Genomic DNA, 14,635 nt, shown 5'->3' with positions numbered 1-14,635 from the left:
CGGAAGAAGATCCGAGGAGGCAGATGCAACCGCTCCTCGGACTCCTCGGGATCTTCGGAATCTTCCAATGCACCCAACATTGTTCCCACTTTCCTCACCCTATGTCACAATAGCCCCCACCCCATGGCTTCCTTCCAGGACATCCTGGGCCTGTACGACTTCCACTGTCCGCGCGAACGCATTGCGCAGGCTCCGGCCGACCCGCGGGACAGCGCGCGGCTCCTCGTCTACGACCGGCGGACGGGAGGGACCGCCGATGCGGTGTTCCGGGACATCGGGGGCGTGCTGCCGCCGCGCTCCCTCCTGGTCTTCAACGAGACCAAGGTGATCCCCGCCAAGCTCACGCTGTGGAGGATTACGGGCGGCATGGTCTCCCTCCTCATCCTGGGGCGCACGGGGGAACTGCTCCGCGCGCTCGCGGACAAGAAGCTGCGCATCGGCGAGCAGCTCTCGCTCCCCGCCGGGCACACCTTTACCGTGGACGGGTCGGACGGCAGGGAGTGGCTCCTCCTGCCAACGTTCCCCGCGGAACGCTGGATCGACGCCTGCGAGGAAATCGGGGAGATGCCGCTGCCCCCCTACATCAAGGAGACGCCGCTCAGCCCCGCGGAGCAGCGGCGGGAATACCAGTCCGTCTTCGCGCGGAACACGGGATCCATCGCCGCGCCCACGGCGTCGCTCCACTTTACGGAGCGGCTGCTCGGCAAGCTGCAGAAGTCCGGCCACGACACCGCGTTCGTCACGCTGCACGTCCACTTGGGGACGTTCGCCCCCCTCACCGAGGAGCAGTGGAAAAAAGGGTCACTCCACCGCGAGGAGTACGCCATCCATCCCGGCACCGTCCAATTGATCGAGCAGGCGAAGCGGGAGAAGCGGCCGGTGATCGCCGTAGGCACCACGGTCGTCCGCACGTTGGAATCCGCTTCCGATGCCAACGGCCACATCGTCAAACCTTCCGGCCACACGAACCTCTTCATCAAAGAGGGGTACAAATTTCGGCTTGTAGACGGGCTGATCACGAATTTCCATGTCCCCAAATCCAGCCTCCTCATGCTCGTTTCCGCCTTCGCAAGCCCCAAGGGGGCTCCCTTCGGGGGCCGCTCGAAGATCCTGGATCTCTACCGGCATGCCCTGGAGGGGGAGTACCGGTTCTTCTCGTTCGGGGATGGGATGATGATTTTATGACAATGCAAAATGCTAAATGAGAAATGCAAAATGATGGAAGGTGTTCCTCGGAGCTAGTGTTTTCTGCAATCATTTCTCATTCTGCATTTCAAATTCTGCATTAAAAAACTCTCCCATTTCCTCGCCCCCGTCCGCGATCCTCCCTACGCTGCATCCGACATGCCGCCTCGTACGCACTTCATCCGTACCCGCATCCACCTCGGGGACCGTTCTTCCGCTTCCGCGGCGGAGGAGCGCGAGCGCGAGGCGCTGGACGCGTACTCGGAAGTGGTCACGGGCGTAGCCGAGAGCGTGCGCCCCGCCGTGGTCAACGTGCAGGTGGAGAGGAGGAGAGGATCGGGGAATGGCTCGGGGGTGTTCTTCGCGCCCGACGGGTTCCTGCTCACGAACCATCACGTGGTGGAGAATGCGGAGGCGGTGCGCGTGCGCCTCACGGACGGACGCGAGTACCCGGGGCGCATCGTGGGCACCGACCCCTGGAACGACCTCGCGGTGGTGCAGGCGGAAGGATCCTCTCTCCCGTTCGCGGCGCTGGGGGAATCCTCGACGCTGCGCGTCGGCCAGCTGGTCTGCGCCATCGGCAGTCCCCTGGGGTTCGAATCCACCGTCACGGCGGGCATCGTGAGCGGGCTGGGGCGCACCATGCGCACGTCCACGGGGTATCTGCTCGACAACATCATCCAGACCGACGCGTCGCTCAATCCCGGCAGCAGCGGGGGGGCGCTCACGGACAGCCGCGGCCGCGTGATCGGCATCAACACCGCCATCATCGTGCCGGCGCAGGGGTTGTGCTTCGCCATTCCCGTCGACACCGCCAAGCAGGTGCTCGCGCAGATCATGCACCACGGCCGGGTGGTGCGCGCGTACCTGGGCCTCCACGGCAGGAGCATCCCGCTGCCGCGGTACGTTGCGCGCCTTCTCTCGCTGGAGCAGGAGGGCGGCATCGAAGTGGTGGCGGTGGAGGAGGGGAGTCCGGCGGCGGCGGCGGGGTTGCGCCCCGGCGACGTGATCGTCTCCATCCGCGAACAGGTGATGGCGAACATGGATGCGCTGCAGCGGCAGCTGGCCTTCCTCCCGCCCGAGGATCCCGTCACCGTCACGGTGCTGCGGCAGGGGAAAATGGTGGAGTGCCGGGTGGTGCCGGGAGAGCGGTAACTTTGGCTTGCAGTAGCGAAGAGAATAATTGCAAAATAAGTATAAATATGTTAAAATAAATAGATAATGAAACAGACAAAAATCTTCCTCATCGTCCTTCTTTACATCGCGGTTTTCGCGGCCGTTGCGGCGGGCGTGGAACGCGGATGGATGGGGTGGAAAGGAATATTACGCGCGCAATTATGGGATAACGGAGAGAACCTTCTCCGGAACGGCGGCATGGAAGGGGAGTGCGCCGTCCTTTCCGACGGTGATGCAATGCCTCCTTCGTGGGAGCGGTACGGCACCATCGGCGGCAGGACGTGCGATACCACGGAGAAACACGGAGGCGAAGCGTCGTGGAAGATCACGTCTTCGGGCACCCAGTATGGCCTTTCCGAACAAATACCCGTCACCCCCGGCACATGGTACAAGGGCGGGGCGTGGGTGAAGGGGCTCCGGGGCAACGAGTACACCATGATCAACCTGTGGGAGTACGACGCCAACATGCAGCGGATCCGCACGCCGTCGTTCCCCCTCTACCTCTTCGCGCCCACCGAGTGGACATCCGCCGCGGCGATGCTGCGCACCTCCAGCGGCACTTCCTTTGTCCGTGTGCTCCTTACTGCGAATTACAGGACCGGCGGTGTCACCTGGTTCGATGACGTCTCCCTCGTCCGGCTGCCGGACGGTCCCAATGCGGTGTTCCTCCCCACGGGGCCGCTCGACGGCGCCGACGCCAAGAGCATCGACTTCGGCATGGATACCGTGATGAGCGAGAGTACTTCCTACACGGCTGACGTGCTGGGTCCGGGAGCGAGTACGGGGAGCACCTCCTTCCGGTCCCTCCTCCCCACAAAGCGCCTCGAAGTCCGGTTCCCCGCTTTCAATGTGGACGGCGAAGGCCTGCCCCAAACGCCTCTCCTCCTGGAAGTGCGTTACAGGGATACCATCGACGAGGCGCTCTCCACATCCGCCACCAATCACCGTGCCACCGTGGGCAAGCGCGTGGACTTTATCCCCGATGACCCCCTCGTCGCCAATGGGAACGCGTGGGTAGCCGTTCCCTTCGGGTTGGGACGGAACGGGGACGGGGTTTGGCGGGTGGAACAGACAGTGTTCTCCGCATCCCCGTTCTCCCTTCTGCGCGCGCGTGACGGCATGTTCTCTTTCTCCATCAGCATGCCGAACCTCATTCCCGCGGACGCGTCCCTGCAACTTCCTCTCGATTACATCACGCTGCGCGCCATCACGCCGGAAGAGCACGAGTTCTTCCTCAAGGAATCGCGGGAGCGGTTGGGGTTCTACGAAGTCCCCCTCCCCCCGGATCGATCCGGAGACACGTTTACGGAGCCGTACGTCGTCTTCAAGCGGGATGAGATGGCCATGGTCTACCGGCACACACAGCCTTCGAAAAATGAAGTCGTGGATGCACTCTCCGCTTTTTCGGCGCCGGGGGAGATCGAACCTCTCAGTTTCGGCCTGTACGCGCAGGAGACTGTCGCCAACCTCGCCTTCACCATCACGGACCTCCGGCGGGAGGACGGCACCGCCATCCCGTCGTCGGCGCTTTCCTTGCGCAGGGTGACGTATGACGTGAAGCAAGCGCGGGAGTACCCCCGCCGCGGCTCTGCCCTGATGCCGGACCGCTTGGAGCCCTTCACCTCCCTCACGCTCCCCGCCGGCACCACGACGCTCCTCTGGATGCACGTACATGTGCCGCCCGATGCCGCCCCCGGTACGTACCGCGGCGAGGTGCGCGTGAGCGACGGGCGCACACTTCCGCTGCGGTTCACGGTCCTTCCCCTGGCGCTCGACCGGTCCTCTGCCATCAATGCGGTCTACCATGACCCATACCTCAAGCCGATCTCCTGGAACACCGGCGAGGCGTTCCGCTTCTATCGTGAGTACGGCTTGGATCCTTTCTTCTACGACATGTCGATCACCCCCCTCAAGGACGCGCAAGGGGCGGTCACAGGCTTCGACACCACGAAACTCGAACAGCGTCTCGACCGTATGGTTGCGGAAGGGTTCCTCAAGGACCGCGCCGTCTTCCAACCGTACAACTGGGCTTCCATCTATAAGGCGCTCTATGGCAGAGGTTTGGACTTGTCCACACCGACGCTGTGGGAAGAACTGAGCCGACCGGAGTTCGTTGCCGCCTTCGGTGCGTACATCCGCAAGGTCATCGAGCTCGGGGAGGCGAGGGGCGTGCAGTGGCACTTCTCCGTTTCGGATGAGCCGGGGATCAATCCCCAACTGCGTATCATCTCGGACCGTCTCTACACCATCATCCGCGCCTATGGCGGCAAGACGACTGTCACGTCCTATCCCCCCATTGGGCGTGCCTTGAGCGGCAGCTTGCTGGGTGTCTACCAGGTTCCTGGAGGTGTGGTCCCTTCCCTTTTTCCACTCCTCGATGTTCCGGTACTGGCTATGCGCTACACGGAATACGGCAGCCAGATTCAGGGGGGGAAAGGCTACTACACCACCTATTTCTCCAATGTCCGGTATCCCGTGTACAACCGTTTCCTTCACGGGTTCGGGGCGTTCGGCTTCGATGCCAGCATCATCTCTTCGTATGCGATGAGCGATTCCGTCGCCGATCCCTTCAACGATTTTGACGTGAATCCCCTGCGGGAGTTCACCTTGTATCCCGATTTCATCCTCGCTTACCCCACGTGGAGCGGTGAGCTCCTCCCTCTCTTGGCTGCGGAAGGGATACGGGAGGGCATCAAGGACGCCAAGTATATCGCCACCCTCCAGCGCCTGCTTCAAGAGCATCCCGAACATCCCGCCGCCTCTGTCGCCTCCGCATTGCTGGAGGGCATGCGGGCACGTATCACCACGGATCCCTCTTCCCATACCAGCGCCATACGGCAGGACGGATATTACGAGGAAGTATTCAAAGATGTTTCCCCCGCCCAAGATCCGGGTGATTTCCGTGCGTTCACCACGGTCCGCCGCCAATTAGCCGCAAGCATCCTTCGGCTCCGCGGCGACCGGTGGCTCACGGAAAAAGTTCCCGTCCCTCCCACCACCTCCTCCACGACCCCTTCCTACACGTTCCATTCCGCGTTTGACGGCAGCATCACCTACGGCGGGTCGTGCACGTCCGCAACCGTGCGCGCGGTGAGCGGCGACAACACCGTCACGTTCTCCGCACTCGCCCCCGGGGCGCACGGCGACTGCACCGTCACGGTGACGGATGACGAAGGTCTCGCAACGGACACGCTCGCAGTGAGCGGATTCACGGTGGGTGACGGACAGGGAGGGGAAGGCGCAGAGACCATCGCCGCCGCCGTCATCCCGCGACCGCAGCAGGTGCAGAAACTCTCCGGCCTCACCGTTGACGTGACGACGGACTGGACGATCGCCGCGGATTTGGACGATCCCTTTGAAGCCTTCACCGTCCAAGAGTTGCGCAAGGAACTGTGGGGGAAGGGGAGTGCCGTCCCCGCCTCCGCGTATCCCGCCGTCGATGTGAGCTCCCAACCCTCCGGCGCGCGGATCATCATCGGCAACCCCAAGGAGAATGCGGCTGTGGGAGCCGCGGCGGCCGCGGCAGGGATCAACATCGATACGGCGCTCACGAGCGATGCGTTCAACGAAGGCTACGTGCTCCTCGCGCGTCCCAAGGAAATCCTCATTCTCGCCAAGAGCACGGCCGGCACCTACTACGGCATGGTGACTCTCTCCTGGCTCCTCAACTTGAGCCCCGAGAAGGGCAGCGGCTCTACCCTCACCCTGCCCCATACGAAGATCACCGACTGGCCGGATTTGAAAATCCGCGCCTTCTACGGCGGCGGGATCTTTTCCTGGAAGGGGGAGACCATCAATACCTCGACCGTCTCCGGCGGAGAGCGGTGGCTCACCATCCTCACCCGCTACAAATATAATCTGTGGATGGATTCCCTCCCCCGGCTCTCCCAAAATCCCACGGCCGCGGCGGTCCAGAAGCTCCTCGAGCGGGAGGACTTCCTGCGCAAGCGCCACATGTACACGGCGCTCACGGCCACGCCCTATTCTGTCCGGAGCTTCGATGAAACCCTCCACGAAGGGATATGGATGAGGGATGTTCCCGCCACCGTTCGTGAGGACGGCGGCATCCATACCCTCTACGAAGACATCGCCCTCGAGAACCCCGGATTCGAGGAGGATGCGGACGGCAACGGCGTCCCCGACAACTGGTTGAGCTACCCGTCGAATAATGATCCTGCGTCCTCCTGGACCCTCGATACGAAGGATTCCCACGCGGGCGGGAGCTCCATTAAGTTGGCCCAGATACAAGACCTCTCCGGCACGACGAAGTCCAGCTCCAACCTCATATCGCTGCCCCATCCCGAACTGGGCTTGGATGCAGGGAAGTACTACGCAGTCGAACCGGGCAAGACCTATGAACTTTCGGTGTGGGCGAAGGTGGATGTGACGGGGGACCAAAGCCACACGCAACTCACGTGCGTCTTCTTCAAAGAGGGAAGCGCGGAAGCAACCTTCTCCAAATCCCTCACCTTCGCGGATAACGGTAATACGTGGAGAAAATACAAGGTCATGTTCTCTACCCAGGGCGCTTCGAGGATGTACATCTACTCCCGGGCACAGGGGACGAGCCCCCTCACCCTGTGGCTCGATGACATCGTGATAACGGACGTGAGCCACCGCCTCGTGAATGTGATAGAGAATGACTCCACCCGCCTCCACGTGCGAAGCGCAGACAAGGCCATGGAGTACGTGGAAGGGGCGGACTACGAGGTCACCCGCATCGGAGGCCTCAATAATGCGGATCCCCTCCAGGGGAAGACGATGACGATCACGCGCAAAGAAGGGGGGCGGATCGCCCAGGGCTCCACGCTCTCCCTGGAATACGATTTCCTCCCCCGGATGCAGGAGGACCGGTCGGAAACCATGAGCTTCGCGGACCCCAAGGTGATCGAGGTCTACCGCGATCAGCTCATCGCCCCCACCCTCGCTCACGTCCATCCCGACTTCGTCTACATCGGCATGGACGAGGTTCGCGGGTTCAACAGGGATTCGCGGTCGAAGAAACTCGGCTTGGAGAACTACGAGCTCATGGCGCAGTTCTTCAACCGGGTCTTCGACACCATCCACGCCCTTGCACCCGACGCCATCGTCCTCCTCTGGGACGACATGGTGAGTCCCCACCACACCGGCGGCACCCAGAATGCCCAAGTGCAGTACGGTGGACAACCCGGCAAGACCTGGCACGCCCTCACGACGCTCAAGAACACGGGCATGGCCTTCCTCGATTGGTGGTACAGCGACGATGACCGGACCGGAAAGATCGCCAATTCCCCGAGTTTCTACAATCAGCTCGGATTCGCTTTCCTGGGGGGGCCGTCGAGTTCCAAGCCGGCTATCGACCTGTGGTCCTACCAGGGCTACAAGTATGCGGCGCTCGGCATGAGCGAACAGGAGTTCTACGAAAACATCGACGGCGTGGAGCACGCGGCCGACCGCTCCTGGAACGCCGTGAAGTCGCATCCCACTCTCACGGATCCTCCCGTCATCACGCAGGCTCCCCGCAAGATCAACGCCAAGGAAGGGGACCTCGTCTCCTTCTCCATCACGGCGACATCCCAGAATGACACGCCCACCCTCTCGGGATCCGGCCTCCCTCCCCGCGCCACCTTCACCAGTACCGGAGGCCAAGGAGCCTTCAGCTGGAAGACGCAGGCGGGGGATGCGGGCACACGTATCGTCACGATCGACGCGAGGGACGCGCAAGGTCATTACATCCCGTGGGACGTGATGATCACCGTCCTTCCTTCGGACGCGGAAGGGGACGACCCCGTCATCGCCGCCGCCGTCACTCCGCGCCCGCAGCAGGTGCAGAAACTCTCCGGCCTCACCGTGGACGTGACGACGGATTGGACGATCGCCGCGGACTTGGACGACCCCTTTGAAGCCTTCACGGTCCAAGAGCTGCGCAAGGAACTGTGGGGGAAGGGGAGCGCCGTCCCCGCCTCCGCGTATCCCGCCGTCGATGTGGATTCCCAACCCTCCGGCGCGCGGATCATCATCGGCAACCCCAAGGAGAATGCGGACGTTGCGCTCCATGCGTCCGCGCTGGGCATCAACATCGACCAAGCCCTCCAAAGTGACAAGTACAACGAAGGCTACGTGCTCCTCGTGAAGCCCGTCTCCGTAGGCCGTCCCCCGGAGATCCTCATCCTCGCCAAGAGCACCGCCGGCGCCTACTACGGCATGGTGACGCTCAGCTGGCTCCTCGGTCTCAGCCCCGAGCGCGGCAGCGGCGCCACACTCACCCTGCCGCACACGAAGATCACCGACTGGCCGGACATGAAGGTCCGCGCCTTCTACGGAGGCGGCGTCTACTCCTGGCAGGGGGAAACAATCACTACTACGACGGAAGCGGGGACAATCCGATGGCTCGAGGTCCTCACCCGCTACAAGTACAACTTGTGGATGTCTTCCCTCCCCAGGCTCTCCCTGAATCCCACGGCCGCGGCGGTCCAGAAGCTCCTCGACCGGGAGGACTTCCTGCGCAAGCGTCACATGTACACCGTGCTGAACGCATCGCCCTACGATGTGAACAGCATTGATCGGAACCTGAACGAAGGCGTTTGGATGAAGGACGTCCCCGCCACCGTGGGCGCGGACGGCACCGTGAATCCCGTCTACACGGATCTGGAAATGGTCAACGGCGGCATGGAAGCGGATGCGGACGGCAATGGCGTCCCCGACGGCTGGTCCATGAACAACAGCGACGCCGAGACGTTCTGGTCCGTGGATACGCAGGATTACCATTCCGCTCCGGGCTCCGCGAAACTGACGCTCCAGAAAGACCTCTCGGGGACCACGAAGTCCAGCGCGATACTCAACTCGTTACCCTACCCGCAGCAGGGCGCGAACGGACCGTACTACAAGCTGGAGCCGCAGAGCATCTATGAACTGTCCCTGTGGGCAAAGAAGGAAGGGAAAGATGGCGTGGGGCAAACGCAAGTGACGTGCGTGTTCTACAACGATAAAAACCAGTACCTGGGTTTCGTGAAATCCCTGATATTCGAAGGCAACGGGAACAAATGGCGGAAGTACGCGACGATGTTCGCCACCTTGGACGCCACCAAGATGTACATCTACTCACGCGCGCAAGGCACGATTCCCGTCAACCTGTGGCTCGATGACCTCTCGATCAAGAACGTCAGCCACCGCGTCGTGAATGTCCTCGAAACCGATGCCACCCGCTTGCACGTGTGGAGTGCAGACAAGTCCGTGGAATATGCGGAAGGGCAGGATTATGAGGTCGTCCGTACCGGAGCGCTGAGTCCTTCCGATCCTATCAACGGAAAGAAGATGACGATCACCAGGAAAGAAGGAGGGAGGATCGCAGCGGGTTCCACGCTCTCCCTGGAGTACGATTTCCTCCCCCGCATGCAGGAGGACAGGTACGAGTACATGAGCTTCGCGGACCCCAAGGTGATCGAGGTCTACCGCGAGAAGGTGATCAAGCCGACGTTGACCTACGTCCTGCCGGACTTCGTCTACATCGGCATGGACGAGGTCCGCGGATTCAACAGGGACTCCCGTTCCCGCAAGCTCGGCCTCGCGAACTACGAGCTCATGGCGCGGTTCTTCAACCAGATCTTCGACACCATCCATGCCCTTGCGCCCGCCGCCACCGTCCTCCTCTGGGACGACATGCTGAGCCCCTACCACACCGGAGCCACGGAGAATGCGCAGCTCTCGTACGGAGGCATACCCGGCAAGACCTGGCATGCGTTGACCATGCTCAAGACCACCGGCATGGCCTTCCTCAACTGGTGGTACAGCGGCGATGACCGCACCGGGAAGATCGCCAATTCCCCGAGTTTCTACAACCAATTGGGCATCTCCTTCCTCGGGGGCCCCATGAACGGGAAGGCGGCCATCGACATGTGGTCCTACCAAGGTTACAAGTATGCGGCGCTCGGCATGAGCGAGCAGGAGTTCTTTGCCTATTTGGATGGCGTGGCCTATGCGGCCGATCGCGCGTGGAATGCCGTCAAATCCTACCCCACCCTCACCGATCCCCCCATCGTCCATGCCCCGCGGCGCGTGGAAACGCGGGAGGGGGAGCGCGTCGCCTTCTCCGTCACGGCGACATCGCAGACAGAAACGCCCACCCTCACCGGCTCCGACCTTCCTCCGGGCTCCTCCTTCACGAGCACGGGCAACCAAGGCTCCTTCTCCTGGCAGACGAAGGCGGGGGATGCCGGCACCTACATCGTGACCGTCACGGCAAGGGACACGCAGAAGCACTACATCCCCTGGGATGTGACCATCACGGTCCTTTCTTCGGACGGGGAAGGGGAGGGGGGCAAAGGGACGGCCGGAGGAAGCAGCAGCGACGAAAAACATGGGGCGGCGGGTGGCGGCACGGAGAACGGGGTTACCGAGGGCGGTTCTTCCGGGGAGACGGGAGGAGGCGGCGGAGGCGGGGGCAACGGTGGAGGCGGCGGCGGACGCAGGGGGACGGTCTCCTCCCTGCTCCAGTCCTTCCTCGATATCGGAGGAGGCATGGTGCAACAGGCTGCCGGTACGCTGCAGCAAACCAGCTCTTCGGCGCGGTCCTTCGCCGCCACCGTCCGCACCACCTTCACGGGAAACCTGCCCCTTGTGGTGCGCCAGGGGGGCTTCATGATATTCCTGGATATTTCCGCTTCCTCTCCCGTCGCCTCCGACGTGCGCTACCTTGCGGCGCGGGGGGTGATCTCGGGATTCCGCAGCGCGGAGGGATTCTTCCTTCGCCTCTTCAAGCCGAGCCAGACCCTGCGGTACAGCGAGGCGGCGAAAATCGTGGTGGAGGCGGCGGACATTCCCCTCCGATCCCAAGACCGTCCCGCCACGCTCTCCGCGCGCGACCACTGGTCGCAAGCGTACGTGGCCACCCTGGAAGCACGCGGTTCCCCCGTGTTCTCCCATCCCGCCCTGGACGTGGACGCCCCCATTTCCCGCGTCGCGCTGCTCCGCCTTATCTTGGAAGCCTTCGACGTACGCAGGGATGCGGCACGGATGACCGATGAGGCAGTCCTGGCCTTTGCGAATGACGAAGGGTGGATGGCCTCGGTCCCCTTCCGCCTCACCAGCTCTCCCCAAGCCCCCTTGCGGCGCCGGGATGTGCTCGGCATCGTGCGGAAGGTGATGGAGGAGTATGGCGAAGAGGAAACGGTGCACGCGGCGGCGCCCAGCAATTCCCTCATCCGCAGGCTCCTCGACAGGCTGGGGTGGGAGCGAAATTGACAACGGCGGCAGGGGGGGACATCCTATTCCCCTTTACCCCCCGCCCATGTTCGCACGCCGCTCCACCCTTGCCACGGCCACCGCACTCTGCGCCGTCCTCTTCTCGCTGCTCTTCCCCTACGCGGCCGTCGCCGCGGACCGGGAGTACGCGGTGGATCTGGTGGTGGATGCGCAAACCGTTCCGACTGTCGACCGCGGACGGTCGTTCACGTACACCGTCTTCGTGGTGAATGAGGGGCCGGCGGTCGCCCAGGGCGTCATCGTCCGCACGCCGCTCCCCATGGGGTTGCACTTCGAGAGGGAGGGATCGGATGCCGCGTGCAGCTTCGATGCGGACGAGAATGAGGTGTTCTGCACGTACGGATCCCTCGGGCTCGACGTGCGGCGCTCCATCCCCGTCGTGCTCCGCACCGCGCACCAGAACGCGTGCGCGGATATCGAGTACGTCCTCCAATCGACCGTGGAGAGCCTGTACACCGATGCGTTCCCGCTGAGCAATACCACCGTCCCCGTACGCACGCGGATCCGCTGCGTTCCCATCCCTCCCCAGTGCGACGACGGCATGGACAATGACCACGACCTGTTGGTGGACATGGCGGATCCCGGCTGTCTCTCCCGGGATCAGGATGATGAGCGCCACGACCAGCGCAGCGGGATCGGCGGCGGCCGGGAGTACATCCGCACAACCTCTTCCTCCTCTTTTTCCTCCTCCGTGCGGTCGTCCTCTTCCCGGTCTTCCGCACGCCCGCAAGCGCATGGCGTGCGCGTGAGCATCCAAGCGGGCTTCGGCATGGTGCAGCCCGGCGAAACGGTTCCCGTGCGGATCCTCGTCCATAACCGTTCCCAGCAGACCGCTGATTCCGTCACCGTCCGCTTCACGTACGACCCCCTGCAGCTCAGCGTCACTAACATGGGATGGGGAATGGTCCGCGGGGCGGGCGCGGTGGAATGGACGCTCGACGTCCAGCCCGACCAGACACGGCTCATCACGCTGGATGCCACCGTGCTCTCCGTTCCCGCAGGCACAAGCATTGTCGCTTCGGTGCGCGCGCAAGGGTACATGGACGCGCCCATCGCTTCCCTCGTCCTCCCCGTTGCCGTCCAGTTGCCGCAGACGGGCGCCGGCCCCTTCACGGGGGCATTGGAGGATACATCCCGTTTCCTTTCGCCGCTCCACCAAGGCACATCTGCGGTACTGCTTCTCCTCGGCATCGGCGCCATGACGGGCATGTTCGGCGGCTCGGCGGCGCTTGCGCGGCGCGCGTCACGGAAGCCATAGGGTCATTCCGGTCGTCCCCGCCACCTCATACGCGGTCATGGACGCGGCGTGCCGCAAGTGCATTTCCGGGGCGGTGCGGTATCGTAATGGGAAATTCCCCCCGTTTTCCTTATGGCAAATCGCCAAACGACCCTCGTTCTCCTTGGAACGGTCTTGGCTGTAGCTGCGCTCGGCGTGGCCAGCCTCAGCTCCGATTCCAGCCAGATCGCGCAGGTTATCGAAGGCCTGCAGAGCATCAGCATCCCCATCCCCGAAGGCGGGGGCACGTACGGATTGGAAGATCCCGTCCGCCTCACGGCGCTGGGAGATGTGGGCACGAGTACCCTGCCCATCCGCGCCTCCTGGTATTACATGCATGCCACATGGCAGTCCATGCGTGAAATCCCCGGTTGCACGAACGTGAAGACGTGCTCGTTCACTTTCAACGGTGCGGAGGAGGCGGGGAGGTACGCCGTGACGGCGGATGCTTCCGACCACTACGCCACCGTCTTCATCGTCATCGAGGAGCGGCTCACGAATCCTTTCCAAGACGAACAGCCAGGGTGGGCGCAGGAAGCCATCATCCGCATGAGCAGGTTGGGGATCATCCGCGGCTACGACAACGGCAGCTTCGGCCCCGGCGATCCCGTGACACGCGCTCAAATGGTCACGCTCCTCGCGCGCCTCCTGGGTGCGCGCCAGTGGCTCTCCTACGAATCCTGCTCCCAAGCGAACTTCTCCGATGTGGCTGCGGATCACTTCGCGCGCGCTCCCCTGTGCGCCTTTGAAATCAACGGTTGGGTGGACGCAGCCGCCGTAACCCAGAACCGCTTCGATCCCGACGCCCCCTCCTCGCGCGCCTTCACCGCCGGGCTGGTGGCGCGTTCCACCCGAGCGGCGCTGGAAGGCAACGGGCAGCAACCCTCGGATGCCGTGGTGTTCGATGACGTGACGCCCAACCATCCGTTCTTCGCAGACATCCAAATGGTGAGCAGCTACGGCCTGATGACGGGCAATCCCAACGGGGACTTTGCCCCGGAAGGCCGCTTGAACCGCGCTGAAGCGGCGGTGATCCTCTACCGCATCTGGTCCAAGCTTGCACGGCCGGGGGACGGGGCGACATCCGCCGCTCCCGTGTCTTCCCAGGCTGCCGCAGAAAACGGGGAGCCAGAGAACGGGCAGCCGTGCGATGACGGCTCCTACTGCACCGTGGGTGAAGCACTGCGGGCAGGCAGGTGCGTCGGGGGGAGCATCCGCGACTGCGATGACGGGAACGATTGCACCAATGACTCTTGCGTGGAGGGCAGGAACAATTGCATGCATGCTAACAACACCCTGCTTTGCGATGACGGGGATGCGAACACCGTCGACGACCGCTGCAACGGCGGGCAGTGCCGAGGAAGCCCGAAGAGCGCGCCATCGGTCCCGCAGAGTTCCGCGGCAGCATCGGTTGTCTCTTCCGCGGGCGCCAACATCTCCACCTGCGGCGGCAGTGAGGTGAACTTGAACACGAACAGGTACCACTGCGGCAGCTGCGGCACTATCTGCCCCCATCCCAACCATGCCTACGGGATCTGCAGCAACGCTACGTGCGTCCTGGGCGGATGCATGGAGGGGTGGAGGAACCTGGACGGCAATGATGCCAATGGGTGCGAGGGGGCTCCGGTGGACGCCAACATCTCCACCTGCGGCGGCAGTGAGGTGAACTTGAACACGAACAGGTACCACTGCGGCAGCTGCGGCACTATCTGCCCCCATCCCAACCATGCCTACGGGATCTGCAGCAACGCTACGTGC

Annotated in this window: 5 protein-coding genes; all 5 read left to right on the top strand. The window is 63.2% G+C overall.

The genetic code is table 11. The annotated features are described in order from the left end of the window. Positions 1 to 123: 123 nt before the first annotated feature. On the top strand, positions 124 to 1,185 hold the full coding sequence (gene queA / locus WC698_03945; GenBank protein ID MFA6039387.1) for a tRNA preQ1(34) S-adenosylmethionine ribosyltransferase-isomerase QueA: 1,062 nt from the start codon (positions 124 to 126) through the stop codon (positions 1,183 to 1,185). Positions 1,186 to 1,344: 159 nt separating this feature from the next. After that, entirely contained in the window at positions 1,345 to 2,340 is a 996-nt protein-coding gene (locus WC698_03940) for a trypsin-like peptidase domain-containing protein (GenBank protein ID MFA6039386.1), read from the top strand. 66 nt (positions 2,341 to 2,406) lie between these two features. Continuing rightward, the gene (locus tag WC698_03935; protein MFA6039385.1) at positions 2,407 to 11,580 is read left to right on the top strand and encodes a glycoside hydrolase family 20 zincin-like fold domain-containing protein; all 9,174 of its coding nucleotides are present in this window, start codon (positions 2,407 to 2,409) and stop codon (positions 11,578 to 11,580) included. A 46-nt stretch (positions 11,581 to 11,626) separates the two neighbouring features. After that, positions 11,627 to 12,859, top strand: a complete 1,233-nt coding sequence (locus tag WC698_03930) for a hypothetical protein (GenBank protein ID MFA6039384.1) — start codon at positions 11,627 to 11,629, stop codon at positions 12,857 to 12,859. 111 nt (positions 12,860 to 12,970) lie between these two features. Continuing rightward, a partial coding sequence (locus WC698_03925) for an S-layer homology domain-containing protein (protein ID MFA6039383.1) occupies positions 12,971 to 14,635 on the top strand: 1,665 nt, incomplete at its 3' end.

It is taken from the genome of Candidatus Peribacteraceae bacterium (assembly GCA_041661065.1).
Lineage (GTDB): Bacteria > Patescibacteriota > Gracilibacteria > Peribacterales > Peribacteraceae > CAIKAD01.
Note: the sequence above shows the minus strand (reverse complement) of the source record. Positions and strands in the feature narration are given on the sequence as shown.